The sequence below is a fragment of the Rhodococcus sp. NPDC057014 genome (assembly GCF_042673295.1).
Classification (GTDB): domain Bacteria; phylum Actinomycetota; class Actinomycetes; order Mycobacteriales; family Mycobacteriaceae; genus Rhodococcus_F.
The window spans coordinates 1-23,834 of the sequence record NZ_JBHUSF010000039.1 but is presented as its reverse complement, the minus strand read 5'-3'; the positions used below and the strand labels follow the sequence as shown (position 1 = coordinate 23,834).

Genomic DNA, 23,834 nt, shown 5'->3' with positions numbered 1-23,834 from the left:
CGAACGGAAAGGCCCCGGGTGGGTGGACGCGCTCAGCCGCCGAGGAACGCGGCCGCTCCCGGCGGGAGGGGTGCGGGGCCGCGCGTGTAGATCTCGGCGGGCCTGCCGGTCCCGACGACGGCCATGTCGCCGGTGTGCTCGAGCGCGGGCATCACGTGCCGGCGGAACGAGTCCTTCGGGAGGGGACGGCCGAACACCACCTCGTAGACCCGGCGGAGTTCGAGCACCGTGAACGTGTCGCCGGCCAGGCCCGACGGGTCGACGGACCGCGCGTACCGCTCGCGCAGGTCGGCGACGGCGAGGGTGACGACGTCCGCGTGGTCGAACGCGAGGTCCTGCGTCACCCGGTCGCCGTCGACGGGGATCAGCAGGGCGTCGCGGGGGAGTGCCGTGCGCGGCAGCGCCGCACCGTGCGTCATCGACAGCACCCACCCGCGGTCGTCGCGGCCGGGGTCGTCGAACATCGCCAGCTGGTGGAACTCGGCACCCGTCAGGCCGGCCTTGATCCGCAGGCACCGCTCGGCGGCGTCCCGCAGTCGCTCGCCTTCGTGGAGGAAGGTGCCCGGGAGTGCGAGCCGGCCCGAACGGTGCGGAACCACAAGCACTTTCAGATCGGTGCCGTCGACGGTGAGGACGGCGACGTCGACCGCCACGGACGGCCGCGGGTAGTCGAGGAGGCTCTTGCCCTCGGGATCGGTCGATGCGGCCACGGAGCACATGTTAGCGCGCGGTTGATCTATATCGCGTTCGAGCGGCCCTGCCTGCGCATCGTTGGTAGTTTGGCGAGAGATTCCCGTACGCGCTGCGTGAGGAGATTCGGCCGTGGATGTCGAGAAGTCCGGCGACACACTCGTCGTCCGCGCCCGGGACGGCGACGTGCGCGGCTATCCCGAAGGCGACGTCTACGCGTGGAAGGGCATCCCGTTCGCCGCCGCCCCCGTCGGCGACCTGCGGTTCCGGGCGCCGGCCCAGCCCACGCCGTGGCAGGGCGTGCGCGACTGCGTCGACTTCGGCCCGATGGCCCCACAGGGCCACGGCACCGCCGTCCCGATCGACGCCGGACTCGAGATGGACGAGGACTGCCTGTCGGTCAACGTGTGGGCACCCCGGCCCGACGGCACCCCGCGGCCGGTGATGGTGTGGATCCACGGCGGTGCCTACTGCCTGGGAACCGCAGCTCAGGGCATCTACAACGGGCGGATCCTGTCCACTCTCGGCGACGTCGTGCTGGTCTCGTTCAACTACCGGGTGGGTGCGCTCGGCTTCCTCGACCTGTCGTCGTTCTCGACGGCCGAGCGGGTGTTCGAGACCAACTGCGGGCTGCGCGACCAGGTCGCCGCGCTCGAATGGGTGCGCGAGAACATCGCGTCATTCGGCGGTGACCCGGACGAGGTGACGGTGTTCGGGGAATCGTCGGGAGCCGGGTCGATCACCACCTTGATGACGTGCCCGAGCGCGGACGGGTTGTTCCACCGCGCGATCGCCCAGAGCCCACCCGCCACATCGGTCTACGGCAGCGAGCGGGCGGCCACGGTCGCGAAGCAGTTCCTCGACATCCTCGACGTGGAACCCGCCCGGATCGACACGCTGCTGCGCCTCCCGTACCGCACGGTCATCGAGGCCAGCGACACGCTCGTCAACGAGGTGCCGACGAAGATCCCCGGCACACTCGCCATGGCGCCCGTGGTGGACCGCGACTTCCTGCCCCGCTACCCGGTGGCCGCGTTCCAGAAGGGCTACTCCCACCGCATCCCCCTCATCATCGGTTCCAACAAGGACGAGTCGTCGATCTTCAAGTTCATGAAATCTCCTCTGCTGCCGGTCACCTCGGATTCGGTGCAGGAGATGCTGCGGGCGATCGCGACCGATCACCCGGAACTGCCCGCGGCCCGCCTCGCCGACATCCTGTCGGCGTACCCGGACCGCGGGAAACCGAAGGGCGCACTCGCGATGTCCCGCGACGCCGCGTTCCGGATGCCCGCCCTGTGGGTGGCCGACGCCCACAGCAGGCACTCGCCGACGTGGATGTACCGGTTCGACCAGGCCACGCCGATGCTCAAGGCCGCACGCATCGGAGCCGGGCACGCCACCGAACTCCCGTACGTGTTCGGCAATTTCGACACCCTCAACATCGATCCGACGTTCTGGCTCGGCGGCCGGAAGACGGCGCTCGAGGTGTCGGGCCGGATACAGCGCCGGTGGCTCGCGTTCGCGCGGCACGGTGTCCCCGCCGCCCTGGACGGGTCCAAGCACTGGGCCCCCTACGACGAGGAGAACCGCTCCACGTTGCTGATCGACGGCGCGGACACCCTCGTGAAGGACCCGGACCACGAGATGCGGGTGGCCTGGGGCAACGACGTCATGGGCTTCAACTGACCGGAACCTTCTCGTCCAGTTCCTTCAGCACGGGCAGCGCGAAGCACGCCAGCCCGATGATCAGGACCGGGATCGCGAGCACGAAGAACGTCGGCTGGATTCCCCACTTGTCGAGGATCGGGCCGGCCAGCAGGTAGCCCAGCGGACCCGCCGCATAGGCGGTGGACGTCATGACCCCGGTGACCCGGCCGCGCATGTGCTCCGGACTGCGAGTCTGCATGGCGTAGTTGGCGATCGGGCCGACCGGACCGAACACCAGACCCTGCAGGAGGGCCAGCGCCAGGATCGCCCACAGCGGCGGCAGGAACGCCATCGCGACCATCGCCGCGCCCAGCACGGTCACCGCCACCACCATCAGCAACCGGCGCGACACGAACGGCGCGAGCGGTCCGTACGCGAGGGTGCCCACCACGCCGCCGATGCTGAGCGCCATCAGAACCGAGCCCAGTTGCGCAGGTTTGTCGAGTTCGGTGAAGTACACCGGGAACACCACCGATTCGACCGGCATGTACAGCGCGACCACCGCCATGTCCACGAGCGCGATCGTGCGCAGGAGCCGGTTGTGCCACACGAACTTCAGCCCCTCGAGCGTGCCGTGCCAGATGGACGTCGGACGCGTGGCGGTGTCGGGTCTTCCGGCGTTCTCGAGACGCAGGAACGCGATCGTCGCCACGGACAGCACGAACCCGGCGGCGGCGACCCACAACGTGTTCACCGCACCCATGGTGGCGATGAGGACACCGCCGATGCCCGGGCCGACGAGATACGCCACGTTGTAGTTGGCCTCGTAGAGGCTGTTCATCCGGTCGAGTGACCACCCCGCGGACTTCGTGGCGGCGGGCAGCATCGACTCCCTCGCCGCGATGCCGGCCGGATCGAATGCGGCGCCGATCGCCGCGAGGACGGCGATCGCCGTGACGGTGAGGCCCGTCGTGGTCGCGATCACCGGGATGGCCGCCACGGACAGCGCCGACAGGCAGTCGGAGATCAGCGACGTGCGGCGTCGTCCGAACAGGTCGACGAACGTGCCCGCGAACAGGCTCGACAGCAACAGCGGCAGGGTGGCCGCGCCCGCGACGATCGCGGCGTCCGATGCGCGACCGGTCTGCTCGAGCACGAGCCACGGCAGCACGACGATCACGATGCCGTTGCCCGTGGAGGAGAACAGCGTCGCGACGTTCAGGAGGATCAGGGGCCCGAACCGGCGAGTCACAGCCGTCTCGGTGGCGGTCACGGCAGGGGTCCTCTGGTCGGCGCGGTCGGTGGTCCTTCGACGCTAACAGCGAGGTCGTGGCCACCGCGAGCGAATTCTCGGCCGCTACTGGTTGCGCTGCAGGGTCAACTCGGCGAGCGTGCGCGCACCGTCGCACGGGTCGCCCGTCCCGGACCGTTGCTGCACCCACCACGTGATGACACCGGAGTACGCGGCGGTGATCCCACACGTCGCCGAATCACCCGGCCGCCGGGCGCTGAACGCCGACGTGCCCGCAACCGACGTCGTCTCCACCTGGTAGCCCAGCTGGTCCGCCACCGCCCGCTCCCGCTGCAACGAGTTGTTCTCGAACCAGCCGAACGTGACGTCGATCGATCCGGCGGCGGACGACACCGTCCACATGCACACCGCGCCGTAGAAGTACTGGTCGACGCCTGCGCCGTGCAGTGTCTCCACGATCTTGTCGTTGGGTACGGCGTCGCATTCGCGCAGGAGTTTGTCGAACTGCGGCGAGCCGCCGTCGTCGGAGGAGGCGGCGCCCTCGGGCAGGGGAGTGCCCGTGACGGAGGTGCCGCAGCCGGCCAGCACAATCGCCGACGCGACCGCCGCGGCGAGTCGCCGGCGGCCGGTCATCTGGCCTTCTCCAGCGTCAGCCGGCCGAGCGCGGTCGGTGCCTCGCACGGATCGGAGGGTGCACTGCCCGCTCCGTAGCGGACCAGCCAGTGCACGAAGTCGGAACCGGTGCCGAGCGCGATCTCGCAGAACCCGACGTTCTGCGAGGAAAATCCGCGATGCCCGGCGATCTCGAGGTCGTGGACCTCGTGACCGATGCCCTTGGCCACCGACCGCTCCCGGTCGATGGGGCTGCCGCGGTACCAGGTGAACATCACGTACCGTTCGCCGCCGTCCGCTTCCCACCGGCACTTGATGCCGTTCCGCGACACCGGGGTGAGCCCCGCGATCCCCGCCCGCTCGTACACCTCGGCGTCGGTCAGCGAGCCGCATTCACCCACGAACGGGCCGGGCTGCACGGCCACCGAGGTGGTCGGCGCGGATGCCGGATCGGTGTCGGAACCGCCGCCGGAACCGCAACCGGCCAGCACGACCGTCGCGGCGAGAAGACACGTCGCGCGGACGGCCGGGCGGAGCGGATCAGACGAGCTCCGCATAGCTCGGATTCTCGGCGATGTACTTCTCCACGTACGAGCACGACGGGATCACGGAGAGCCCACTGGACTTCGTGTCGTCGAGGGCGGCCTTCACCACCACCGCCGCCAGACCCTGCCCGCGGAACTGCGGGTACGTCACGGTGTGGTGGAAGTCGCGGGCGCCGTTCCGCTCGAAGTAATCGGCGTATCCGGCCAGCTGGCCGTCGAGGTAGATCTCGAACCGGGATTCCGACACGTCGTGTTCCACCGTGGCCGCCACAGATCGCTCCTCTGCTCGTGTGGCGTGCGCGCTGTCCCGCGCACGCTGTCACTCGCAGATTACGTCAGTCCGCGAGGTTGGTGCGCAGCAGCATGACGTTGTAGTCCGACCAGGTGGTGGCCAGGAAATACAGGTCGGATCCCTTCGACCACGGGTGCATGTACGCGCCGTACAGCTCGGGCACGTCCCGGCTGCTCACGAGCACTTCGGGTTCGCTCCAGCCGGATTCGAGGTGGTCGGACCGGCGCATCACCACCGAGTTGCCGGCATCGGTGTACATCGCCACGAACTGACCGAGGTATTCGTTGAACTGCACCGACAATTCGCTGACCGGTCCGGGTATCACCGGTGCGGCGACGGTGGCGTTGGCCTTCACCCACGCCTTGCCGTCCCAGTACTCGTACAGCGTGAGGTTCCGGATGTCCGCCTCCCTGACCCGCGACAACCGGGCGTCGCCGGACCGCCCGGACGGGGTGCCGAACGCGTAGACGAATCCGTCGTGCTTGACGTACGAGCCCATCTGGAAGTTCTCGGCGCCCGTGCCCGGCACGTTGGGCCGCAGCGTCAGGGGATCGGTGATCCAGTTCTCGCCGTTGTCCACGGAGTACGCGATGCCGGACGCGTTGGTGTCCCACTCGCCGGGGGCACCCCAGCTGCGTACCGACATGTAATCGATGTACTGCGTCGCGGCCGGTCCCTCGCCGACCGAGATGCCGGTGGTGGGGATGACGGTCTGCTCCACGCCCGGGATCTTCTTGCTCTGGATGATCTCCTTGGAGTGGTTCGGCGCGTCGACCGGGGAATTGTCGATGCCCATCCCGTCGGTGAGGTCCTTGTCGGAGCTGCGCAGCAGGATGTTGCTGCGCCAGTCGCCGACCAGACCGCACAGCGGGTTGTCGCTCAGCCCGACGGTGTCACCGAACGCGGTGAGGATCTCGCCTCCGCCGTTGTCCCACATGATGCCGAGGTCGGTGCCGAGCACCCGGAACCTGCCGATCGTGTCGTTGGGGCTGCGGGGCCCGGTGATGTGTGCGATTGCCTGAGTTTTGCCACGCAGCTCGGGTAGGCGGCCGTCGCTGCCGTTGAGCCAGGGAATGGGGTTGATGCCCTGGCCAGAGCCACTCGATCCGAGGCTGCCGGTTCCGCCGAGGCACGGCGCCGCCGTCGCGACAGGGGGCGTCATCGTGAAAAACGTGCAGGTGGAAGCGAGTAGGGCGGGCATCGCCAGGGAGGCGACACGGCGGAGTCTGGTCACGAGCGCACCTCTCTGCGACGAGTCGAGTTCGGTCCGGTCACGCTAGCAATACCTCACCTGTCACACCAGTCCCCTGGGTAACCATTGGGTATCGCATCCGCCCTGGGTAGCTACAGGATCGCTCCGGGGTTGAGTATCCCCAGCGGGTCGAGTGCCGTCTTGATCCGCTGCGTCAATTCCATGACGTCCGGGCCCAACTGGTCGGGCAGCCAGGCCTTCTTCAAGCGGCCGACGCCGTGCTCGCCGGTGATCGTGCCGCCGAGAGCGAGTGCGAGGTCCATGATCTCGCCGAAAGCGAGGTGGGCGCGCTCGGCCATCGCGGCATCCTCGGGGTCGAACACGATGAGCGGGTGCGTGTTTCCGTCGCCGGCATGGGCGATCACCGCGACCATCACGTCACGCTCGCGGGAGATGGCGGTGATTCCCTCCACCAGCGCAGGCAGTTTCGGCAGCGGCACCCCGACGTCCTCGAGGAGCAGGCTGCCCAGTCTCTCGACCGCGGGGATCGCGAATCGTCTTGCCGCGGTGAATGCTTCGCCCTCGTCGGGGTCGTCGGTGGTGAAGACCTCGGCCGCGCCGTTCGCCGTGCATGCGTCCGCCATGACGGAGATCTCTTCGGCCGCAATCGCTCCGGGGGCGTCCGAACGGGCGATGAGCATCGCCTCCGCCGTCCGGTCCAGGCCCATCTTCAGTGCGTCCTCGACGGCGCCGATCGAGGTGCGGTCCATGAACTCGAGCATCGACGGTCGCAGGGTGCGGGTGATGGCCAGCACGGTGTCGGCGGCCGCCTGCACGGAGGCGAACGACGCGACGAGGGTGCTCGCAGGCGGCTGCGCCGGAATCAGCCGCAGCGTGGCTTCCGTGACGATGCCGAGCGTGCCCTCGCTCCCGACGAACAGCTTGGTCAGCGACAGGCCTGCCACGTCCTTCAGGCGCGGCCCGCCGAGGCGCACGTCCGTCCCGTCCGCGAGGACCACCCGCAGCGCGAGGACGTAGTCGGTGGTGACGCCGTACTTGACGCAGCACAGCCCGCCCGCGTTGGTCGCGACGTTGCCGCCGATCGAGCACATCTCGAACGACGACGGATCGGGCGGGTACCAGAGGCCGTGTTCGGCGGCCGCGGCCTTGACCTCGGCGTTGAGCAGCCCCGGTTCGACGACGGCGATCCGCGTCACCGGGTCGACCTCGATCCGGCGCATGCGTTCGGTGCTGACCACCACGCTGCCCGCTACGGCGGTGGCGCCGCCGCTGAGCCCGGAGCCGGCGCCGCGCGGGATCACGGGGACGCGGTGCTCGGTCGCCCAGCGCATCACCACCTGGACTTCCCCGGTGGTCGTGGGGCGGGCGACGGCGAGGGGGATGACGGCGTCGGGATCGCGCGCCCAGTCCTGGCGGTAGGACGCCAGGACGTCCGGATCGGTGACGAGGCAGCCCCGGGGGAGCGTGCTCGAGAGCGCCGCGAGTGCGTCGTCGGTGACCGTCATCGTGACTCCTGGAATGCGGGTGTCGGGGACCTCGACGGTAGCCCGGCGCACGACGAGTGTCCTCGAATTGGTCATTCGTCCAACTGAACCGATTCCGACCGGATTTCCCGGATATCGCTCCAACCTGGACGTTCGGTGTAGAAGCGACACCCCATTAGCCCATCCGTTAGTTACTTACGCGTAGGAGTCTCACGATGTGGGATCAGGGGGGTGAATTTTTTCGGGGGATCCACCGATGGGCTATGCAACCGTGCCCGGAGGGGAAAATGCAGGTAGGGGCGTCCCGCGAACCGGGCGGACCCGGACAAATCGGGTGTAACACAGGTCACAATCGCCACTCTGTTACCGGATCGTATCGACCAGGCAATGCAAAAACCCACTTCTACGGGTTAGCGTCTTGCATCGTCAAACACCGGCGAGGCGTTACACCCAAACGGAGATTCTCACGAAATGTGAGCCAGAACACCGTTGGGGCCGGGTTTTGCCGCACCGACCCTGGAAGGACCCGCACCGATGAATGCACTCCACCGAGATCCCAGCAGCTACATCTCCGCGATGTTCTCGTACGAGTTCCTCGATGGTGGTATCGACTACGACTCCATCGAGCAGATCCACCGTGGCGAGTTCGACGAATGGATCTTCGCACTCGCCGGTTCGGGATTGTTCACCAACGAGGAAGTCCGGTCGATGGTCCAGGAATGGCGCCTGAACCCGAAGACCCTCCTGAACACGCTCCTCGCCGACGCGGACGAAGTCACCGCCAAGCGCTGCGAGGTCACCTGGGCCGCACTCGACCGCGTCGCCCCCTTCACCCCGTCCGTGCCGGTCGCCGTCTTCGGCTGACGGCCTTCCCGCCGCAGGGCTCGCCGTCGTCAGACGAGTTCGGTTCGATCCCCGTTCACGACGATCGCCTGATCGTCCGTCAAGGTGCGGTACTCGATGCCGGCGAGCCTCAGGGCGTCGACCGTGCGCCGAACGGCGGCCGCGTCCTCCAAGGGCACCGCGTTCTCGGCCCCTGGAAGCTCCGCAGGCGGGTGATGCGGCACGATCGCGAAGCCCACCATCCCCAGTCCGTCCCAGCGCGGCTCCACGCCACAGGTCGCGACCACCTCCGCCGGGTCGTCGGAGGAGTCGAGACCGTGCAGCGTCGGAGTCATCACGCACGCCCCCGCGCTGTAGCCGGCGTACACGAGCGAATCGCTCGCCAACAGTTCCGGGATCACCCGGTCCGCCCCACTCCGGGCCATCTGCGCGCGCAGCACGAACGTGTTCCCGCCGCGCACCCAGACCATGCCGAAGGCGCCGAGCCGCTGCCTCAGCGCGGCCGCACGCGGCTGCCCGTCGTCACCGACGTAGTCGCGTAGATCCACCTCTTCCGCGGTGAATCCCAGGCGCGTCAGCGGCATCACGTCACTCACGACCGCGGACGTCCGCGCCGCCCGCGGCCACGCGTCCGCCGCCGCCGCGATCACCCCGACGCGCCCCGGACGGCCGACGAGCGCCAGCAGCGGCGCAGGGTCCGCACCGAACCGGTACGAGGACAGGAACAGGCGCACCGCGGTCAGATCGTGAACGCGAGGTTGTCGACGATCCGCTTGCCCGCGTCGGTGTCGCCGCGCAACGCGATCTCGTCGCGGTGGTCCGCGGCCGTCGTCCTGCCACCCGCCAGGCGGGTGAACAGCCGGGAGTCGAGAGAAACCGTCGTGGTGGCCTCCGACGGCAGTTCGTCGACCACCGCGGCCCTGCCGTCGACGGCGATGTGAATGTTGCGGGCGAGCGGTCCCGTCAGCTCGAGCGTGATCCTCGATCCGTCCGGGGCCTTGCCGCGCTTGCCGACGAGGAACGCGACGGCGCCTGTGATCTCCGCGAACGCCGTCTCCCCGCGCAGGCCGCCCTCGTCGCCGGGCAGCCCGAGCGCGTCCCGCAGGTCGAGCTCGTGCATCCAGCAGTCGAACACGCGGATACGCATGAACCGGAGATACGGCGCCGGCCCGACGGGTGTGGTGGTCTCGGCCGCGAACATCTCGTCGGTCATCTCGCCGAGTTCCGACCGCCTGCGGGCGACGATCATCCGGAAACGCTCGAGCATCTCGGGGCCGGAGCACCCGCGCAGGCCCTCGACCCACTGCTCGTTGAACGCGCCGATCTCGTTGCGGACGTGGGCGAGGCCGCGGACGTCGATGGTGGTGTGCGGCGCGGAGATTCCGGCGAGCAGCGACTCCGTGCCGATCAGGTGTGCGGTCACGTCGTGCACCGTCCACCCGGGCAGCGCGGTGGGCGTGAACCACGCGTCGCCGGACAACGAGGACAGAACGTCGTCGAGTACGTCCCATTCCTCGAACAACGCGTCGAGGATCGGTTCCTTCTGTAGGGCATTCACGGGTCGTACGCCTCCCTTTTGCCTCAACTCTAGGACCTTCCGCCGGACAGTCCGAGCTTTTTCGCCGCGGGCGGGCGAATGCGCCGGTGAGAGCGTCGAAGGCCTCCCCGTCCGGGGTTCGGTGTGGTAGACCGATGGTGAGAATCTCCATTAACAAAAGGAGTGCGGATGTTCCCTGGAAACTTCGTGGCGACCACCCCGGACAAGCCCGCCGTCATACGTCCCTCGACGGGGGAGCGGCTGACCTACCGGGAGCTGGACGAGCGGTCCACCCGCCTCGCACGGCACCTGCGCTCGCTCGGCCTGAAGGTCGGCGACCACCTGGCGCTCGTGTCGAGCAACGACCTCCGGGTCCTCGAGGTGTACTGGGCGGCGCTGCGATCCGGGCTGTACATCACCGTGGTGAACTGGCACCTCACTCCGGAGGAAGCCGGTTACGTCGTCGACGACTGCGGAGCCGAGGTGCTCATCGTCTCCGCCGACGCGGGCGGCGCCGTGCCCCGCGACCCGAGTCAGCTGCCCCGCGTCCGCCACCGGCTCGTGTACGGCGGTGCGCTGGACGGATTCGACAGCTACGAGGACGCCGTGGCGGCGGAGTCGGCCGAACCGCTCGATTCGCAGCCCCGCGGGCAGGACATGCTGTACTCGTCGGGCACCACGGGCAGGCCCAAGGGGATCAAACCCGCACTCCCCGAGGGGGAAGTGGACACGACGACGGACCCGTACACCGCGGTGTTCGCCCCGATGTACGGATTCGATTCCGACACCGTCTATCTGTGCCCGGCACCGCTGTATCACGCCGCGCCGCTGCGCTTCTGCGGCACCATCACCTCCGTCGGCGGCACGATCGTGCTGATGGACCGTTTCGGCGCCGAGGAATCGCTGCGGCTCATCGAGGAGTACCGGGTGACCCACAGCCAGTGGGTTCCGACGATGTTCGTCCGGATGCTCAAGCTGCCGAAGGACGTTCGCGACAAGTTCGACGTGTCGAGTCTGAAGGTGGCGATCCATGCGGCGGCGCCGTGCCCGCCCGACGTGAAGCGGTCGATGATCGACTGGTGGGGTCCCGTCGTCCACGAGTACTACGCCTCCACGGAGGGCGCCGGTGCCACGTTCATCGACAGCGCCCAGGCGCTCGCCAAGCCCGGGTCGGTGGGCCACGACGGGGTCATGGGCATCGTCCACATCTGCGACGACACCGGCGCGGACGTCCCCGTCGGCGACGTCGGAACCGTCTACTGGGAACGGGAGGAGCGACCGTTCGAGTATCACAACGACCCCGCGAAGACCGACTCCGCGACGCACCCCGACCACCCGACGTGGACGACGAGCGGCGACATCGGCTACATCGACTCCGACCGCTTCCTGTACCTCACGGACCGGGCCGCGTTCATGATCATCTCGGGTGGAGTGAACATCTATCCGCAGGAGTCGGAGAACGTTCTCACCATGCATCCCAAGGTGTTCGACGTCGCGGTGATCGGCGTACCCGACGACGAGATGGGCGAACAGGTCAAAGCCGTCGTGCAACTCGTCGACGGGGTGGAACCGTCGGACGCCGTCGCCCGCGAGCTGCTCGACTACGTGCGGGAGCGGGTCAGTCACTACAAGGCGCCCCGCAGCATCGACTTCTCCGACGACCTGCCGCGCACCCCCACCGGCAAACTCGTCAAGCACAAACTCCGCGCGCGGTACCTGAACGCCGGCTGAGCCCCCGACCGTCACCTGTCCCGTGCCGCACCGCAGCGCGGGCAGGTGCTCGCGGTCCGGTCGGTGAGGAACAACCCGCAGTCGGGGCACACGCGGTCGAGCCAGCAGACCGGATCGCCGCCGACGTCGCCGTCCGGCTCGGCGACGGGCACGGCCTCGTCGCCGGGAGACGTCACAACCGATCCAGCATGTATTCGGCGAGGACCTCGGCATGACTGTGACTGACGTCCTTCGTCGCGGTGAGCAGAACGATCGGCCGTCCCTGCGCCAGTTCCTGCACCCGTGCGACCGCCTTCCTGCCGGTCGGTGAATCGAGCTCGTGGACGTACCGCTCGCGGAACTCGCTGAACGCGGCGACGTCGTGCGAGTACCAATGACGCAACTCCGTCGACGGCGCCAGGTCCTTGGCCCAGTCGTCGAAGTGGAACGCGTCCTTGCGCAGCCCCCGCGGCCACAGCCGGTCCACGAACAGTCGCAGTCCGTCGCCCTCGGTCGGATGGTCGTAGACCCGCTCGACGATCACCGGCGGATCCGCGGTGACGTCCTCCGCGCTCCGTTCCTTCGGTTTGCTCATGGCCGAACCTCCGCTTCCGTGCGGCTGTCTACCGTCAGACTACGACGAATCGCCCTGTGATCGGGTTCACAAACGAGCAGAAAGATCTGTGAGAACGACTGTTCGGACTCGATTCAGACGCGTACGCACGGACTTCTCTGTTCCCTACGTCACGCGATCTCTGGCTACTATCAGCTAACTCAGTCGAATCGGGGGAATTTTTTTCCGCTCATCATCGGTTGATCGCCGCTCGTCGCGGCACACACACCATCTACCGCAGGAAGTCGATACATGGATACATCGCAGAGCGCGTCCACTGCGCGCCCGACGATCGGTGTCGTTCGGGAGTCGAACGACGGTGAGCGTCGGGTGGCGTTGGTGCCGAAGGTCGTGGCGTCGTTGATCGCCAAGGGCGTCGACGTGGTGGTCGAGTCGGGTGCCGGGTTGGGCGCGTTGATTCCGGACGAGTTGTACAAGGATGCGGGGGCGACGATCGCCGACCCGTGGTCGGCGGACGTGATCGTGAAGGTCGCGCCGCCGTCGGACGAGGAGGTGGGCCGGTTGCATGCCGGGCAGACCCTGATCGGGTTCCTCGCCCCCCGCAACCAGGACAACCAGGTCGCCGCGCTGAAGGCGGCCGGGGTGCAGGCGTTCGCCGTCGAGGCGATCCCGCGGATCTCCCGCGCCCAGGTGATGGACGCGCTCTCGTCGCAGGCCAACGTGTCCGGCTACAAGTCGGTGCTGCTGGCGGCGTCGGAGTCGACCCGGTTCTTCCCGATGCTCACCACCGCCGCGGGCACGGTCAAGCCGGCGACGGTGCTGGTCCTCGGGGTCGGGGTCGCCGGCCTGCAGGCCCTGGCCACGGCGAAGCGGCTCGGCGGCCGGGCCACCGGCTACGACGTGCGCCCGGAGGTCGCCGACCAGGTCCGCTCGGTCGGTGCGCAGTGGCTCGATCTGGGGATCGACGCCGCCGGTGAGGGCGGCTACGCCCGCGAGCTGACCGAGGCGGAGCGGGCGGCCCAGCAGCAGGCCCTCGAGGACGCGATCAAGGGCTTCGACGTGGTCATCACCACCGCCCTGGTCCCGGGCCGCCCGGCACCCCGCCTGGTGACCGCCGCCGCGGTGGAGGGCATGAAGCCCGGCAGTGTGGTGGTCGACCTGGCCGGCGAGACCGGCGGCAACTGCGAGCTCACCGAACCGGGTCAGACCGTGGTCAAGCACGGGGTGACGATCTGCTCGCCGCTGAACCTGCCCGCGTCCATGCCCGAGCACGCCTCGGAGCTGTACTCGAAGAACATCTCCGCGCTGCTGGAGCTGATGCTCGTCGACGGGAAGCTGGCACCGGATTTCTCGGACGAGGTCCTGGCCGCGTCCTGCGTCACCCGTGAGGAGGGTGTGTCCTAGATGTATACCGAATTGTTGGCGAACATCGCGATCCTGGTGTTGTCCGGGTTCGTGGGGTTCGCGGTGATCTCCAAGGTCCCGAACACGTTGCACACCCCGCTGATGTCGGGGACGAACGCCATCCACGGCATCGTGGTGCTCGGCGCCCTGGTGGTGCTCGGGAAGGTCGACAACCCGCCGTGGGGGCTGCAGGTGATCCTGTTCGTGGCGCTGGTGTTCGGAACGATCAACGTGGTCGGTGGTTTCGTGGTGACCGACCGGATGCTGGCGATGTTCAAGTCCAAGCCGGCTGCCCCTGCTGCTGTGTCTGAGAAGGGTGGGGACCGGTAATGGAGTACCTCGTCAACGTGCTCTACATCGTGGCGTTCTCGATGTTCATCTACGGTCTGATGGGTCTGACCGGCCCGAAGACCGCGGTCCGCGGTAACCAGATCGCCGCGGTCGGGATGGGTGTGGCCGTGGTCGCCACCCTGATCTCGATCCGGGACACCTCCAACTGGGTGCTGATCGTGTCCGGTCTGGTGATCGGTGTGGTCCTGGGTGTGCCGCCGGCGCTGCGGACGAAGATGACCGCGATGCCGCAGCTGGTGGCGTTGTTCAACGGTGTCGGTGGCGGCACGGTCGCGCTGATCGCGTATGCGGAGTTCCTGGACTCGGACGGGTTCACCGCGTTCGCGCATGGTGAGTCGCCGACGGTGCACATCGTGATCGCCTCCTTGTTCGCGGCGATCATCGGGTCGGTGTCGTTCTGGGGCTCGGTGATCGCGTTCCTCAAGCTGCAGGAAACCCTCCCCGGACGGCCGATCGGCATCGGCAAGCTGCAGCAACCACTCAATGCGGTGCTGCTGATCGGTGCGGTTGTGTTGGCGGTGGCGATCGGGGTCAAGGCGATCGACCCGGCCGGACCGACGTCGCAGTGGTGGATCGTCGGGGTGCTGGTGCTGGCGGCGGTGCTCGGGTTGATGGTGGTGCTGCCGATCGGCGGCGCCGACATGCCGGTGGTGATCTCGCTGCTGAACGCGCTGACCGGTCTGTCCGCGGCGGCGGCGGGTCTGGCCTTGAATAATCAGGCGATGATCGTGGCCGGGATGATCGTCGGGGCGTCGGGTTCGATCCTGACGAACCTGATGGCGAAGGCGATGAACCGGTCGATCCCGGCGATCGTGGCCGGCGGGTTCGGTGGTGGCGGCGGCGCCGCGGCGGTCGGCGACGGTACCGCGAAGACGGCGAAGGCGACGTCGGCGGCGGATGCGGCGATCCAGATGGCGTACGCGAACCAGGTGATCGTGGTTCCCGGGTACGGGTTGGCCGTCGCGCAGGCTCAGCACGCGGTCAAGGACATGGCCAAGCTGCTCGAGTCGAAGGGTGTCGAGGTCAAGTACGCGATCCACCCGGTGGCGGGCCGGATGCCCGGGCACATGAACGTGCTGCTGGCCGAGGCGGACGTCGAGTACGACGCGATGAAGGAAATGGACGACATCAACGACGAGTTCTCCCGGACCGATGTCACCCTGGTGATCGGGGCGAACGATGTCACCAACCCGGCCGCCCGCAACGATCCGTCCAGCCCGATCCACGGGATGCCGATCCTGAATGTGGATCAGTCGAAGTCGGTGATCGTGCTGAAGCGGTCGATGAACTCCGGGTTCGCCGGCATCGACAACCCGTTGTTCTTCGCGGACACCACCTCGATGCTGTTCGGGGATGCGAAGAAGTCGGTCTCCGAGGTCACCGAGGAACTCAAAGCGCTGTAGGCCCTCCGGGCCCGTGCGTGGTTGGCGAGTACAGAGACTCGTTAACCACGCACGGGCGGCGGAGCCGCCTACAGGTGCCGGGAGAAGGCGATGGCCGCGGTGTCGGGCCGGCGCTCTTCGCGCTCGGCCGCGACGGGGGAGTACAGCATCAGGGTGGACGCCAGCGCCCACCAGATCGCGAAGATGATCAGACTGGCCGCGAGGCCGAAGATACCGGTGGACTCGACGAGCGCAGCGGCGCCTGCGACACCGAGGACGACGGCGAAACCGAGACCCGCGATGATGGGCCGGAACCGGGGCGCCGACACCAGCAGAGCCGAACCGTACAGGGCGGTGACGGCCACGACGTGCCCGCTCGGCAGCAGCACGGACGGCGCATCCGATTCCCAGGCCCGCACGGCGGCGCTGGTGAGATTCGCGCCGATACAGAGCAGCAGTACCGCACCCATACCGTACGAGAGTTTTCGCATCGCCGCGACGATGGCGAGAACGACGGCCGCTGCGAGAACCGTCGTGACGTCGATCGCCTGGATCACGGGTTCGGCGACGGGGCGGAGCGCCTCCGGGAGGACGAGACCTGGCGATTCGGGGCGGATGAGGTACAGCGCGCACAGTGCCACCACACCCGCCGCGGCGAAGGCGAGGCGACGAACACTGTGACGAAGCCTGCTAGTCGATTCGGTCACGACACACAGTGTGCCAACCGACGCTGAGTGATCCATGAGCGGCCGCTGTGAGGTCGGTGAACGGTTGTCGTCGTGCGACGAGCGTGCGCCCGGCACCGTCACATCCCCGACGACGAGGATCACGACATCGCGTGAGGTTCAGGTGCGCCGGACCGCCCCCGCGAACGTGGCGGCCACCAGCACGCAGACGAGTGGCACCACCATGGCGACGGTGAGCGGAACCACCTGGGTGATCCAGCCGATGGTGGCCGGGCCGGCCAGGAATCCGACGTACCCCAGCCCGACCACGCGGGACATGTTGGTGCCGGCGGAACCCGCGCCCAGGTTGCCCGCGGCGGTGAAGATCTGGGGGACGCAGCCCGACAGTCCCAGGCCGAACAGCGCCCAGCCGAGGATCGTGAGCGGGAGCAGCACCGAGACGAGGACGAGCAGCATGCCGAGCGCGGCGATCAGGGTGCCGTAGCGGACGACGGCGACGGGGCCGAGCGCGGCACTCACGCGGTCGGCCGTGAATCGCCCCACCGTCATCATCACCGAGAAGGCGCCGAACGCGAGGGCGGCGACGGAATCCGACGTTCCGAGGTGTTCCTTGACCTGCAGGGTGCTCCAGTCGTTCGCGACACCCTCCGACAGCATCAGGACGAAGGCGATGCCGCCGAGCGCGAGAACCCGCGCGGACAGTCGGCCGTGGGCCTTCTCGGCGGGTGCCGGGTCGTGCCGCGAGCGGGGACGGTCCGCCATCAGCAGGCGGGAGCCCACGGCGACGGTGACGACCCCGATGCCGCCGGCGACCAGCAGCGCCGTCAGCGGCGCCCATCCGGCGGCGAGCGTCGCCGCGCCGAGCAGGGACCCCGCCACCCCGCCGACGGAGAACAGGGCATGGAACGCGGACATGATCGGCCGTCGATACCGCTGCTCGACTTCGACGGCCTGGGAGTTCATCGACACGTCCAGTGCGCCGTTGGCGAAGCCGAACACGAGCAGGGCGAGACCGAGTTGCCAGGCAGTGGACGCCAGCCCCGGACCCAGGGTGGCGACCGACAGCGCGAGTCCGGCGACGATCACCATCCGCCTGCTGCCGAACCGGTCGGCCAGGGGGCCGCTGACCTGCATGCCGCCGATCGCACCGACCGCCATCAGGAGCAGCAGCGAACCCAGCGTGGAGTGGCTGATGCCGGTCCGGTCCTCGATCGCCGGGATGTGCACGACCCACATGCCGAGGAGGAACCCGTTGATCCCGAAGATCCCGAACGTTCCCGCCCGGGCCCGGCGGAGCGGCTCGGCCACCGGCACACGCTTGTCGACCGGGGACGCTCGGGAAGTGCTCACCGACCAAACGTACCGAGGATCAGAGGTGCGCGAGCAGTGAGGCGGGATCGTGCAGCATGGCAGCGACGGACGACAGGAACCTCGACCCCTGCTCACCGTCGACCACCCGGTGGTCGAACGACACGCTCAACGTGGTGACCCATCGCACCGCGAGTTCGCCCTCGTGCACCCACGGTCTCTTGCCGACGCTGCCGAGGCACAGGATGGCCGCCTCGCCGGGGTTGAGGATGGGCGTGCCCGCGTCGACACCGAACACCCCGACGTTGGTGATCGACACCGTGCCGCCGGTCAGCTGTGCCGGTTCGGCCTTGCCGCTGCGCGCGGTCGCGGTCAGTTCGGTGATCGCGCGGCACAATTCGACCAGGCTCAGCGACTGCGCCTCCTTGATGTTGGGGACCATCAGACCGCGGGGTGTGGCCGCGGCGATACCGAGATTGACGTAGTGCTTGGTGACGATCTCCTGGTTCTCCTCGTCCCACGACGCGTTGAGGCTCGGATTCGCGCGCAACGCGACGATCATCGCCTTCGCGACCAGACTCAGCGGTGTCACCGACAGCCCCTCGAATTCGGGGAGGTCCCGCAGACGGTCGAGCAGTTCCACCGAGCGCGTCACGTCGACGGTCACGAATTCGGTGACGTGCGGGGCCGTGAACGCGCTGCGGACCATCGCCGCCGCCGTCTGCTTGCGGACACCGCGGATCGGGGTGCGGGTCTCGCGCGGCAGCGACTCGGAAGGCTCCGGCGAGACTGCCGGCTCAGTCGATCTCGCATAGGATTCCACGTCGTTCCTGGTCACGGCGCCGGACGGTCCCGTTCCCGCGACGACCGCGAGGTCGATCCCGCGTTCACGGGCCGCGAGCCGGGCGGCCGGCGACGCGTCGAGGCGCCTGCGGTCCGGGCGGGCAGACTCCGGGCGGGCAGTCTCCGGGCCGACGGATCGCCGCCGGGCACGCTTGCTCTCGGCGGCGGCCTCGGGCCCGTACCCCACCAGAACGGGCGTGCGCGCGGGAGCCTCCTCGACGGCCGCATCCGTCGTGATCCGGATGATGGGCGTCCCCACCGGCACCGTCGCGCCCGGGGCGACCAGCAGTTCCTCCACGACACCCGGATACGGCGAGGGCAACTCGACGAGCGCCTTCGCCGTTTCGACTTCGCCGATCACCTGGTTGAGCTCGATCGTCTGGCCCACCTCGACGGCCCAGGAGACCAGTTCGGCCTCCGTCAGTCCCTCACCGAGATCGGGTAGGCGAAATTCCTGCGCCAACGGACGACTCCTCTCCTCCGATGAGTGCGATCAGGCCGCGAGACTGCGATCGACGGCGTCGAGCAGGCGGTCGGCGTCCGGCAGGTGATGCCGTTCCAGCTTCGACGGGGGATACGGGACGTCGAATCCGCCGACCCGCAGGACCGGCGCGTCCAGCTGGTAGAAGCACCGCTCGGAGATGCGGGCCGCGATCTCCGCACCCAGCCCGAGGAACGTGGACGCCTCGTGCGCGACGACGAGTCTGCCGGTTTTGCGCACCGATTCCTCGACGGTGTCGAAGTCGATCGGGGCGAGGGAGCGCAGGTCGATCACCTCGAGGGAGTGCCCCTCGTCGGCGGCGATCGACGCGGCCGACAGGGCGGTCGGCACGACGGACCCGTACGCGACGATGGTGGCGTCCGTGCCCTCCCGGGCCACCCGGGCCCGATGCAGTGGCAGATCCGGTTCGGCGTCCACGTCGAACTCGGCCTTGTCCCAGTACCGCCTCTTCGGTTCGAAGAACACCACCGGGTCGTCCGCCGCGACGGACTGCTGGATCATGTGGAACGCGTCTGCCGGGTTGCTGGGGGTGACGACACGGAGTCCGGCGGTGTGGACGAAGTACGCCTCCGGCGACTCCGAATGGTGCTCGACCGCGCCGATGCCGCCGCCGTACGGGATCCGGATCGTGAGGGGCGCGGTGACCCGGCCTTGCGTGCGGTAGTGAATCTTGGCGACCTGCGACACGATCTGGTCGAACGCGGGGTAGACGAAACCGTCGAACTGGATCTCGCAGACGGGCCGGTAGCCGCGCAGGGCCATGCCGAACGCGGCGCCGACGATCCCCGATTCGGCGAGCGGGGTGTCGATGACCCGGTTGTCGCCGAAGTCCTTCTGCAGGGTGTCGGTGACGCGGAAGACCCCGCCGAGGCGTCCGACGTCCTCGCCCATGATCACGACCTTGCGGTCGTGTTCGAGGGCGCGCCGCAGACCGGCGTTGAGTGCGGCGCCGAGCGACAGCGTGGTGGTGGTCATGACAGTGCCTCCTCGATGCCGGCGAAACCTGCGAGGTACGCGGCGTACTGCTCGCGTTCCTCGTCGACGAGCGGGTGGTCGGTGGAATAGACGTGGTCGAACAGATCGAGCGGCGCGGGGTCGGGTGCCTCGACGGTCCCCGCGCGCAGTCGCGCGGCGACGGCGTCGGCGGTGGCCTGGACCCGGGCGAGGAAGTCGTCGCCGAGCAGTCCCTCCCGGTCGAGGAGTCGCCTCATCCGGTCGATGGGGTCGCGGGCCTTCCAGATCTCCGTCTCGGCCGCCGCCCGGTACCGGGTGGGATCGTCCGACGTGGTGTGGGGGCCCATCCGGTACGTGATGGCCTCGATGAACGTCGGTCCACTGCCTTCGCGGGCGCGCTGGGTGGCCTGGCGGGTGACCGCGAGCACCGCGAGAACGTCGTTGCCGTCCACCCGGAGAGCGGGCATGCCGTAGCCGGCGGCGCGCTGTGCGATGGGGACGGGACTCTGCAGGCGGACCGGTTCGCTGATCGCGAACTGGTTGTTCTGGCAGAAGAATACGACCGGCGCGTTGAAACTCATCGAGAAGCCGAGGGCTTCCGCGAGGTCGCCCTGGCTGGTGGCGCCGTCGCCGAAATAGGCGATCGTGGCGATCTCCGCACCGTCGAGGTGGGCGCCCATGGCGTACCCGGTGGCGTGCAGCCCCTGCGATCCGACGACGATCGCCGGATTCGTCACGTTCACGGAACTCGGATCCCAGGCGGAATGCGCGCATCCCCGCCACATGCGGGTCATCACACCCGGGTCCACGCCCCGGCAGTAGGCGACGGCGTGTTCGCGGTAGCTGATGAACGCGTAGTCGTCGGGACGGAGGGCGCGGGCGGAGCCGACCTGGGCGGCTTCCTGACCGAGCAGCGGGGCCCACAGTCCCAGTTCACCCTGGCGTTGCAGAGCGACCGCCTCGACATCCATCCGGCGCGCGACGACGAGGTCCTCGTACAGGTCGCGCAGTTGGTCGGGTCCGATGTCGCGGACGAGGCTCGTGTAGTCGGGTCTGAAGACCCGTCGGCCGTCCGGCTGGATGAGCTGGACCGGATAGGCAATCTTGTCGACCATCGGGGTCACCTCGTGTTGTCGAGTCCGTGAACCTTGTGGGTTCGTCGGAGACGGGTACTGCGGCAGGACGGGTGTGTCCTACTTCACAGCATCCACGGGAACGCGAAGTGCGCAAGTGGCACCGCCGATGTCGAGCAGAATGCCCAGTTTTGGGGGTGTGGGGGGTGTCATGCTGCGTCTAATGACCAATGCGAAGGTCACCGACGCTTGGTTGTCGCTGCAATTGTCCGAAACGTCCGGATCACCCCGCGAACACGAACCCGATCGAAGCGAGGACGGCGAGCACCGCGAGGTAGACCGCGGGCATCGCGACTGCCCGGGTGTCGGGATTGCCGTAATCGCCGTGTCTGACGTGAAACGCGACAGCGCACAGGAGGAGAATCAGCAGCGCCACCGTCGCCACCACGCCCAGCGGAGTCCAGTAGAGGCCGACGAGAACGCCGACGCCTCCCGCGAGTTCCGCCACGCCGATCAGCCGCACCTGCTGCCCGCTCAGGCCCCGGGCCTGCAACCCCGTCCACGCGGTTCCCTTCAGCCTCAGCTTGGGAATGCTCACGGCGACGGCGCTCACGGCGAGGAGCACGCCACACACGATGAGGAAAACTTCCACGTCCGTCCCTCCAGTTCCGGCCGAATCGGCCTCACTGTTGCCACCCTAGGGCCGCGACCTGCGGTGCGGACCGGTTCCCTCCGCATCGGGCTTCCGAGCGGTTAGCATCGAGCGCGTGAATGCTGTGGGGCTGAACGAAGATGCCGTTTCTGCGTGGATTGCCGGACTCGGTGTGGGAGCGATCGCGCCGCTGAGCTTCGAGAGGATCGGGAACGGTCAGTCGAATCTCACGTACGCGGTCAGCGACGCCGGTGGTGGACGGTGGGTGCTGCGGCGACCACCGCTCGGACATCTGCTCGCGTCGGCGCACGACGTGGTCCGCGAACACCGGATTCTGTCCTCTCTGCAGGGATCCGACGTTCCGGTGCCGAAGATCCTCGGGCTCACCGAAGATCCGGAGGTCACGGACGCGCCGCTCGTGCTGATGAGTTACGTCGCGGGGGTGGTGATCGACAGTGTCGGCGTGGCGAAGAAACTGACGCCCGAGCAGCGGGGTGCCGTCGGGCTGGCGATGCCGAAGGCGCTCGCGAAAATCCATGCGGTCGACCTCCGGGATGCCGGGCTCGACGATCTGGCCAGCCACAAACCTTATGCGGCAAGGCAGTTGAAGCGCTGGGCGGATCAGTGGGAGAAGTCCCGCACCCGCGAGGTCCCGGCGATCGAGGATCTGGCCGGGATCCTCGAACGCAACATGCCGGAGCAGGCCGAACTGTCGTTGGTGCACGGCGATTTTCACCTGAGCAACGTCATCACCTCGCCGGAGGAGGGCGAGGTGGTCGCGGTGGTCGACTGGGAATTGTGCACACTGGGCGACCCGCTCGCCGACGTGGGCGCGTTGCTGGCGTACTGGCCGGAGGCGGGCGACGAGGACGCCGGCCCGTTCCCCGCCTCCACCCTCGAGGGATTCCCCACCCGGGCCGAACTCGTGGAGGCCTATGTCCACCACACCAAACGCGACGTCACGCACGTCGGGTACTGGCACGTGCTCGCGCTGTGGAAGCTGGCGATCATCGCCGAAGGCGTGCTGCGCCGCGTGATAGACGACCCCCGGAACAAGGCCGAGACCGGTGCGCCCACGGTCGCGCTGATCGACGGGATCATCGCCCGGGCGGTGGCAACGGCCGAGGCCGAGGGCCTGCGCTGATCCACCCGGTGGTGCCGGACCCTCAGGCGGCGCCCGGTGCCACCAGAAGGGTTACGGCGCTGCGGATCTCGTCGGGAATCGGAACCGGCTTGCGGGTCTCCGCGTCCACGTACACGTGAACGAAGCGGCCGAGAGCGGCGAGGTCGAGTGCGTCGCCGTTCTCGCGGAAGATCGCGAGCGCGTACACGATGCTCCGGGTGCCCAATTTTTCGACGGACAACCCCACCTGCAGGCGGTCCGGGAACGTCAGCTCGCTCACGTACCTGCAGGACGTTTCGGCGACCACGCCGATCGCGGGCAGATCCCGGATGTCGGTGCCCGCCGTCGCGATCAGCCAGCCGTTGACGGCGGTGTCGAAATACGAGTAGTACGTGACGTTGTTGACGTGCCCGTAGTGGTCGTTGTCCGCCCAGCGGGTCGGCACCGGCCACAGGGCGGGGAAGTCGGCGGCGGTCGGCATCGCGGGGGCGTCGTCGTGTTTCACCGTCCCGACCCTAATGCCACGGATCGTCTCCACCACGCGTCGGGCAGAATCGCGTCCTATGTCTGTGCCCGACAGTGACGTGCGTTCACCGGATTCCGCCGCCCAGCCGATCAGCGCCGGAATCGTCACCGCCCTGGTGGGGTTCACGAGTTCGTTCGCGGTCGTACTCACCGGGCTGACGGCGGTGGGCGCGAACTCCGCCCAGGCCGCCTCGGGACTGCTGGCGCTGTGTGTGACGCAGGCGCTGGGAATGTTGTGGATGTCGCGGCACTACCGCATGCCGATCACCCTCGCGTGGTCGACGCCGGGCGCCGCCCTGCTCGCCGGGGCGGGAACGGTGAGCGGCGGCTGGCCCGCCGCGGTCGGGGCGTTCGCCGTCGTGGGGGCGGCGGTGATCCTCACCGGGCTGTGGCCGCGGCTGGGACGGCTGATCGCGGCCATCCCCCCGGCACTGGCGCAGGCGATGCTCGCCGGGGTGCTGCTGCCGCTGTGCCTGGCGCCGGTGCTGGCGCTGCGTGACGCCCCGCTCGCCGTCGCGCCCGTCGTCCTCGTGTGGCTGGTTCTGCAGCGGTATTCGCCGCGGTGGGCGGTCCCGGCCGCGTTCGCGGCCGCCGCGGTGGTTATAGCGGTCGGGGTAGCCCGCCGCCGCGCC

Annotated in this window: 26 protein-coding genes; 8 read left to right on the top strand and 18 right to left on the bottom strand. The window is 68.5% G+C overall.

The genetic code is table 11. The features are described 5' to 3' along the window. Nucleotides 1–32 precede the first annotated feature (32 nt). Nucleotides 33–710, bottom strand: coding sequence for an NUDIX hydrolase (locus ACFTZB_RS11320; protein WP_378431644.1), 678 nt, complete (start codon nucleotides 708–710; stop codon nucleotides 33–35). Nucleotides 711–822: 112 nt separating this feature from the next. On the opposite strand from ACFTZB_RS11320, the gene ACFTZB_RS11315 reads away from it, so the two are divergent. After that, complete coding sequence (locus ACFTZB_RS11315; protein ID WP_378431642.1) at nucleotides 823–2,376, top strand: carboxylesterase/lipase family protein; 1,554 nt, start codon at nucleotides 823–825, stop codon at nucleotides 2,374–2,376. On the opposite strand, the gene ACFTZB_RS11310 is transcribed toward ACFTZB_RS11315, so the two are convergent. The 6 genes from ACFTZB_RS11310 to ACFTZB_RS11285 all read right to left on the bottom strand — a co-directional run bounded on the left by ACFTZB_RS11310 (nucleotide 2,369) and on the right by ACFTZB_RS11285 (nucleotide 7,756). Beyond that, nucleotides 2,369–3,610 (bottom strand): MFS transporter, encoded by a 1,242-nt coding sequence (locus ACFTZB_RS11310; protein WP_378431641.1) that lies wholly within the window; start codon nucleotides 3,608–3,610, stop codon nucleotides 2,369–2,371. The two genes, ACFTZB_RS11315 and ACFTZB_RS11310, sit on opposite strands and share 8 nt — an antisense overlap. Nucleotides 3,611–3,694: 84 nt before the next feature. Beyond that, nucleotides 3,695–4,222, bottom strand: coding sequence for a DUF3558 domain-containing protein (locus ACFTZB_RS11305; RefSeq protein ID WP_378431639.1), 528 nt, complete (start codon nucleotides 4,220–4,222; stop codon nucleotides 3,695–3,697). After that, on the bottom strand, nucleotides 4,219–4,758 hold the full coding sequence (locus ACFTZB_RS11300; protein ID WP_378431637.1) for a DUF3558 domain-containing protein: 540 nt from the start codon (nucleotides 4,756–4,758) through the stop codon (nucleotides 4,219–4,221). Before ACFTZB_RS11300 ends, ACFTZB_RS11305 begins: the two co-directional genes overlap by 4 nt. After that, nucleotides 4,742–5,017, bottom strand: coding sequence for a GNAT family N-acetyltransferase (locus tag ACFTZB_RS11295; RefSeq protein WP_012688515.1), 276 nt, complete (start codon nucleotides 5,015–5,017; stop codon nucleotides 4,742–4,744). Before ACFTZB_RS11295 ends, ACFTZB_RS11300 begins: the two co-directional genes overlap by 17 nt. Nucleotides 5,018–5,081: 64 nt before the next feature. Next, nucleotides 5,082–6,272, bottom strand: coding sequence for a DUF4185 domain-containing protein (locus ACFTZB_RS11290; protein ID WP_378431636.1), 1,191 nt, complete (start codon nucleotides 6,270–6,272; stop codon nucleotides 5,082–5,084). A gap of 110 nt (nucleotides 6,273–6,382) precedes the next feature. Next, nucleotides 6,383–7,756 carry an FAD-binding oxidoreductase gene (locus tag ACFTZB_RS11285; protein ID WP_378431665.1) on the bottom strand — a complete coding sequence of 458 codons (1,374 nt, stop codon included), beginning with the start codon at nucleotides 7,754–7,756 and terminating at the stop codon, nucleotides 6,383–6,385. Nucleotides 7,757–8,269: 513 nt separating this feature from the next. Here ACFTZB_RS11285 and ACFTZB_RS11280 point away from each other — a divergent pair. Then, nucleotides 8,270–8,599, top strand: a complete 330-nt coding sequence (locus tag ACFTZB_RS11280; protein WP_011594545.1) for a hypothetical protein — start codon at nucleotides 8,270–8,272, stop codon at nucleotides 8,597–8,599. A gap of 29 nt (nucleotides 8,600–8,628) precedes the next feature. Here ACFTZB_RS11280 and ACFTZB_RS11275 read toward each other — a convergent pair whose 3' ends face one another. Both ACFTZB_RS11275 and ACFTZB_RS11270 read right to left on the bottom strand, forming a co-directional pair. Beyond that, nucleotides 8,629–9,312, bottom strand: coding sequence for a Type 1 glutamine amidotransferase-like domain-containing protein (locus ACFTZB_RS11275; RefSeq protein ID WP_378431635.1), 684 nt, complete (start codon nucleotides 9,310–9,312; stop codon nucleotides 8,629–8,631). Between the two features lie 5 nt (nucleotides 9,313–9,317). Further along, on the bottom strand, nucleotides 9,318–10,136 hold the full coding sequence (locus ACFTZB_RS11270) for a maleylpyruvate isomerase family mycothiol-dependent enzyme (protein ID WP_378431634.1): 819 nt from the start codon (nucleotides 10,134–10,136) through the stop codon (nucleotides 9,318–9,320). 168 nt (nucleotides 10,137–10,304) lie between these two features. Here ACFTZB_RS11270 and ACFTZB_RS11265 point away from each other — a divergent pair, with 168 nt between their 5' ends. After that, nucleotides 10,305–11,846 carry an AMP-binding protein gene (locus ACFTZB_RS11265; protein WP_378431633.1) on the top strand — a complete coding sequence of 514 codons (1,542 nt, stop codon included), beginning with the start codon at nucleotides 10,305–10,307 and terminating at the stop codon, nucleotides 11,844–11,846. An 11-nt stretch (nucleotides 11,847–11,857) separates the two neighbouring features. On the opposite strand, the gene ACFTZB_RS11260 is transcribed toward ACFTZB_RS11265, so the two are convergent. Further along, the gene (locus tag ACFTZB_RS11260; protein WP_378431632.1) at nucleotides 11,858–12,022 is read right to left on the bottom strand and encodes a hypothetical protein; all 165 of its coding nucleotides are present in this window, start codon (nucleotides 12,020–12,022) and stop codon (nucleotides 11,858–11,860) included. Continuing rightward, complete coding sequence (locus ACFTZB_RS11255) at nucleotides 12,019–12,420, bottom strand: DUF488 domain-containing protein (protein WP_072945947.1); 402 nt, start codon at nucleotides 12,418–12,420, stop codon at nucleotides 12,019–12,021. Before ACFTZB_RS11255 ends, ACFTZB_RS11260 begins: the two co-directional genes overlap by 4 nt. A gap of 270 nt (nucleotides 12,421–12,690) precedes the next feature. Between ACFTZB_RS11255 and ACFTZB_RS11250 the strand changes: the two genes are divergently transcribed. Genes ACFTZB_RS11250 through ACFTZB_RS11240 form a run of 3 tightly spaced genes read left to right on the top strand, consistent with a single transcriptional unit; the run spans nucleotide 12,691 to nucleotide 15,557 of the window. After that, the gene (locus ACFTZB_RS11250; protein ID WP_378431631.1) at nucleotides 12,691–13,803 is read left to right on the top strand and encodes a Re/Si-specific NAD(P)(+) transhydrogenase subunit alpha; all 1,113 of its coding nucleotides are present in this window, start codon (nucleotides 12,691–12,693) and stop codon (nucleotides 13,801–13,803) included. Next, nucleotides 13,804–14,133, top strand: coding sequence for an NAD(P) transhydrogenase subunit alpha (locus ACFTZB_RS11245; RefSeq protein ID WP_378431630.1), 330 nt, complete (start codon nucleotides 13,804–13,806; stop codon nucleotides 14,131–14,133). Beyond that, nucleotides 14,133–15,557 (top strand): NAD(P)(+) transhydrogenase (Re/Si-specific) subunit beta, encoded by a 1,425-nt coding sequence (locus tag ACFTZB_RS11240; protein WP_378431629.1) that lies wholly within the window; start codon nucleotides 14,133–14,135, stop codon nucleotides 15,555–15,557. Before ACFTZB_RS11245 ends, ACFTZB_RS11240 begins: the two co-directional genes overlap by 1 nt. Nucleotides 15,558–15,625: 68 nt before the next feature. On the opposite strand, the gene ACFTZB_RS11235 is transcribed toward ACFTZB_RS11240, so the two are convergent. The 6 genes from ACFTZB_RS11235 to ACFTZB_RS11210 form a co-directional block, all read right to left on the bottom strand. Beyond that, nucleotides 15,626–16,243 (bottom strand): hypothetical protein, encoded by a 618-nt coding sequence (locus ACFTZB_RS11235; protein ID WP_378431628.1) that lies wholly within the window; start codon nucleotides 16,241–16,243, stop codon nucleotides 15,626–15,628. A gap of 138 nt (nucleotides 16,244–16,381) precedes the next feature. After that, nucleotides 16,382–17,530: an MFS transporter gene (locus tag ACFTZB_RS11230; protein ID WP_378431664.1), complete on the bottom strand. Its 1,149-nt coding sequence runs from the start codon at nucleotides 17,528–17,530 to the stop codon at nucleotides 16,382–16,384. Nucleotides 17,531–17,591: 61 nt separating this feature from the next. Further along, a complete protein-coding gene (locus tag ACFTZB_RS11225) occupies nucleotides 17,592–18,836 on the bottom strand; it encodes a dihydrolipoamide acetyltransferase family protein (protein ID WP_378431626.1) in 1,245 nt (414 codons plus the stop codon). Between the two features lie 30 nt (nucleotides 18,837–18,866). Next, nucleotides 18,867–19,850, bottom strand: a complete 984-nt coding sequence (locus ACFTZB_RS11220) for an alpha-ketoacid dehydrogenase subunit beta (protein ID WP_378431625.1) — start codon at nucleotides 19,848–19,850, stop codon at nucleotides 18,867–18,869. After that, a complete protein-coding gene (gene pdhA / locus ACFTZB_RS11215) occupies nucleotides 19,847–20,944 on the bottom strand; it encodes a pyruvate dehydrogenase (acetyl-transferring) E1 component subunit alpha (protein WP_378431624.1) in 1,098 nt (365 codons plus the stop codon). The genes ACFTZB_RS11220 and pdhA overlap by 4 nt, the downstream gene beginning before the upstream one ends. 241 nt (nucleotides 20,945–21,185) lie before the next feature. Next, the gene (locus ACFTZB_RS11210; RefSeq protein WP_206010473.1) at nucleotides 21,186–21,554 is read right to left on the bottom strand and encodes a DoxX family protein; all 369 of its coding nucleotides are present in this window, start codon (nucleotides 21,552–21,554) and stop codon (nucleotides 21,186–21,188) included. A gap of 115 nt (nucleotides 21,555–21,669) precedes the next feature. Here ACFTZB_RS11210 and ACFTZB_RS11205 point away from each other — a divergent pair, with 115 nt between their 5' ends. Continuing rightward, nucleotides 21,670–22,698, top strand: a complete 1,029-nt coding sequence (locus ACFTZB_RS11205; RefSeq protein WP_378431623.1) for a phosphotransferase family protein — start codon at nucleotides 21,670–21,672, stop codon at nucleotides 22,696–22,698. Between the two features lie 22 nt (nucleotides 22,699–22,720). Here ACFTZB_RS11205 and ACFTZB_RS11200 read toward each other — a convergent pair whose 3' ends face one another. Then, a complete protein-coding gene (locus ACFTZB_RS11200; protein WP_378431663.1) occupies nucleotides 22,721–23,158 on the bottom strand; it encodes an acyl-CoA thioesterase in 438 nt (145 codons plus the stop codon). Nucleotides 23,159–23,240: 82 nt separating this feature from the next. Between ACFTZB_RS11200 and ACFTZB_RS11195 the strand changes: the two genes are divergently transcribed. After that, nucleotides 23,241–23,834 (top strand): benzoate/H(+) symporter BenE family transporter (locus ACFTZB_RS11195; protein ID WP_378431621.1); only part of this gene is annotated, 594 nt, incomplete at its 3' end.

Coding starts and splice junctions, on each gene's coding strand:
- ACFTZB_RS11220 (WP_378431625.1), bottom strand. CDS start 19,850: ATGACCACCACCACGCTGTCGCTCGGCGCCGCACTCAACGCCGGTCTG.
- ACFTZB_RS11245 (WP_378431630.1), top strand. CDS start 13,804: ATGTATACCGAATTGTTGGCGAACATCGCGATCCTGGTGTTGTCCGGG.
- ACFTZB_RS11240 (WP_378431629.1), top strand. CDS start 14,133: ATGGAGTACCTCGTCAACGTGCTCTACATCGTGGCGTTCTCGATGTTC.
- ACFTZB_RS11200 (WP_378431663.1), bottom strand. CDS start 23,158: ATGCCGACCGCCGCCGACTTCCCCGCCCTGTGGCCGGTGCCGACCCGC.
- pdhA (WP_378431624.1), bottom strand. CDS start 20,944: ATGGTCGACAAGATTGCCTATCCGGTCCAGCTCATCCAGCCGGACGGC.
- ACFTZB_RS11285 (WP_378431665.1), bottom strand. CDS start 7,756: ATGACGGTCACCGACGACGCACTCGCGGCGCTCTCGAGCACGCTCCCC.
- ACFTZB_RS11305 (WP_378431639.1), bottom strand. CDS start 4,222: ATGACCGGCCGCCGGCGACTCGCCGCGGCGGTCGCGTCGGCGATTGTG.
- ACFTZB_RS11265 (WP_378431633.1), top strand. CDS start 10,305: ATGTTCCCTGGAAACTTCGTGGCGACCACCCCGGACAAGCCCGCCGTC.
- ACFTZB_RS11250 (WP_378431631.1), top strand. CDS start 12,691: ATGGATACATCGCAGAGCGCGTCCACTGCGCGCCCGACGATCGGTGTC.
- ACFTZB_RS11280 (WP_011594545.1), top strand. CDS start 8,270: ATGAATGCACTCCACCGAGATCCCAGCAGCTACATCTCCGCGATGTTC.
- ACFTZB_RS11255 (WP_072945947.1), bottom strand. CDS start 12,420: ATGAGCAAACCGAAGGAACGGAGCGCGGAGGACGTCACCGCGGATCCG.
- ACFTZB_RS11300 (WP_378431637.1), bottom strand. CDS start 4,758: ATGCGGAGCTCGTCTGATCCGCTCCGCCCGGCCGTCCGCGCGACGTGT.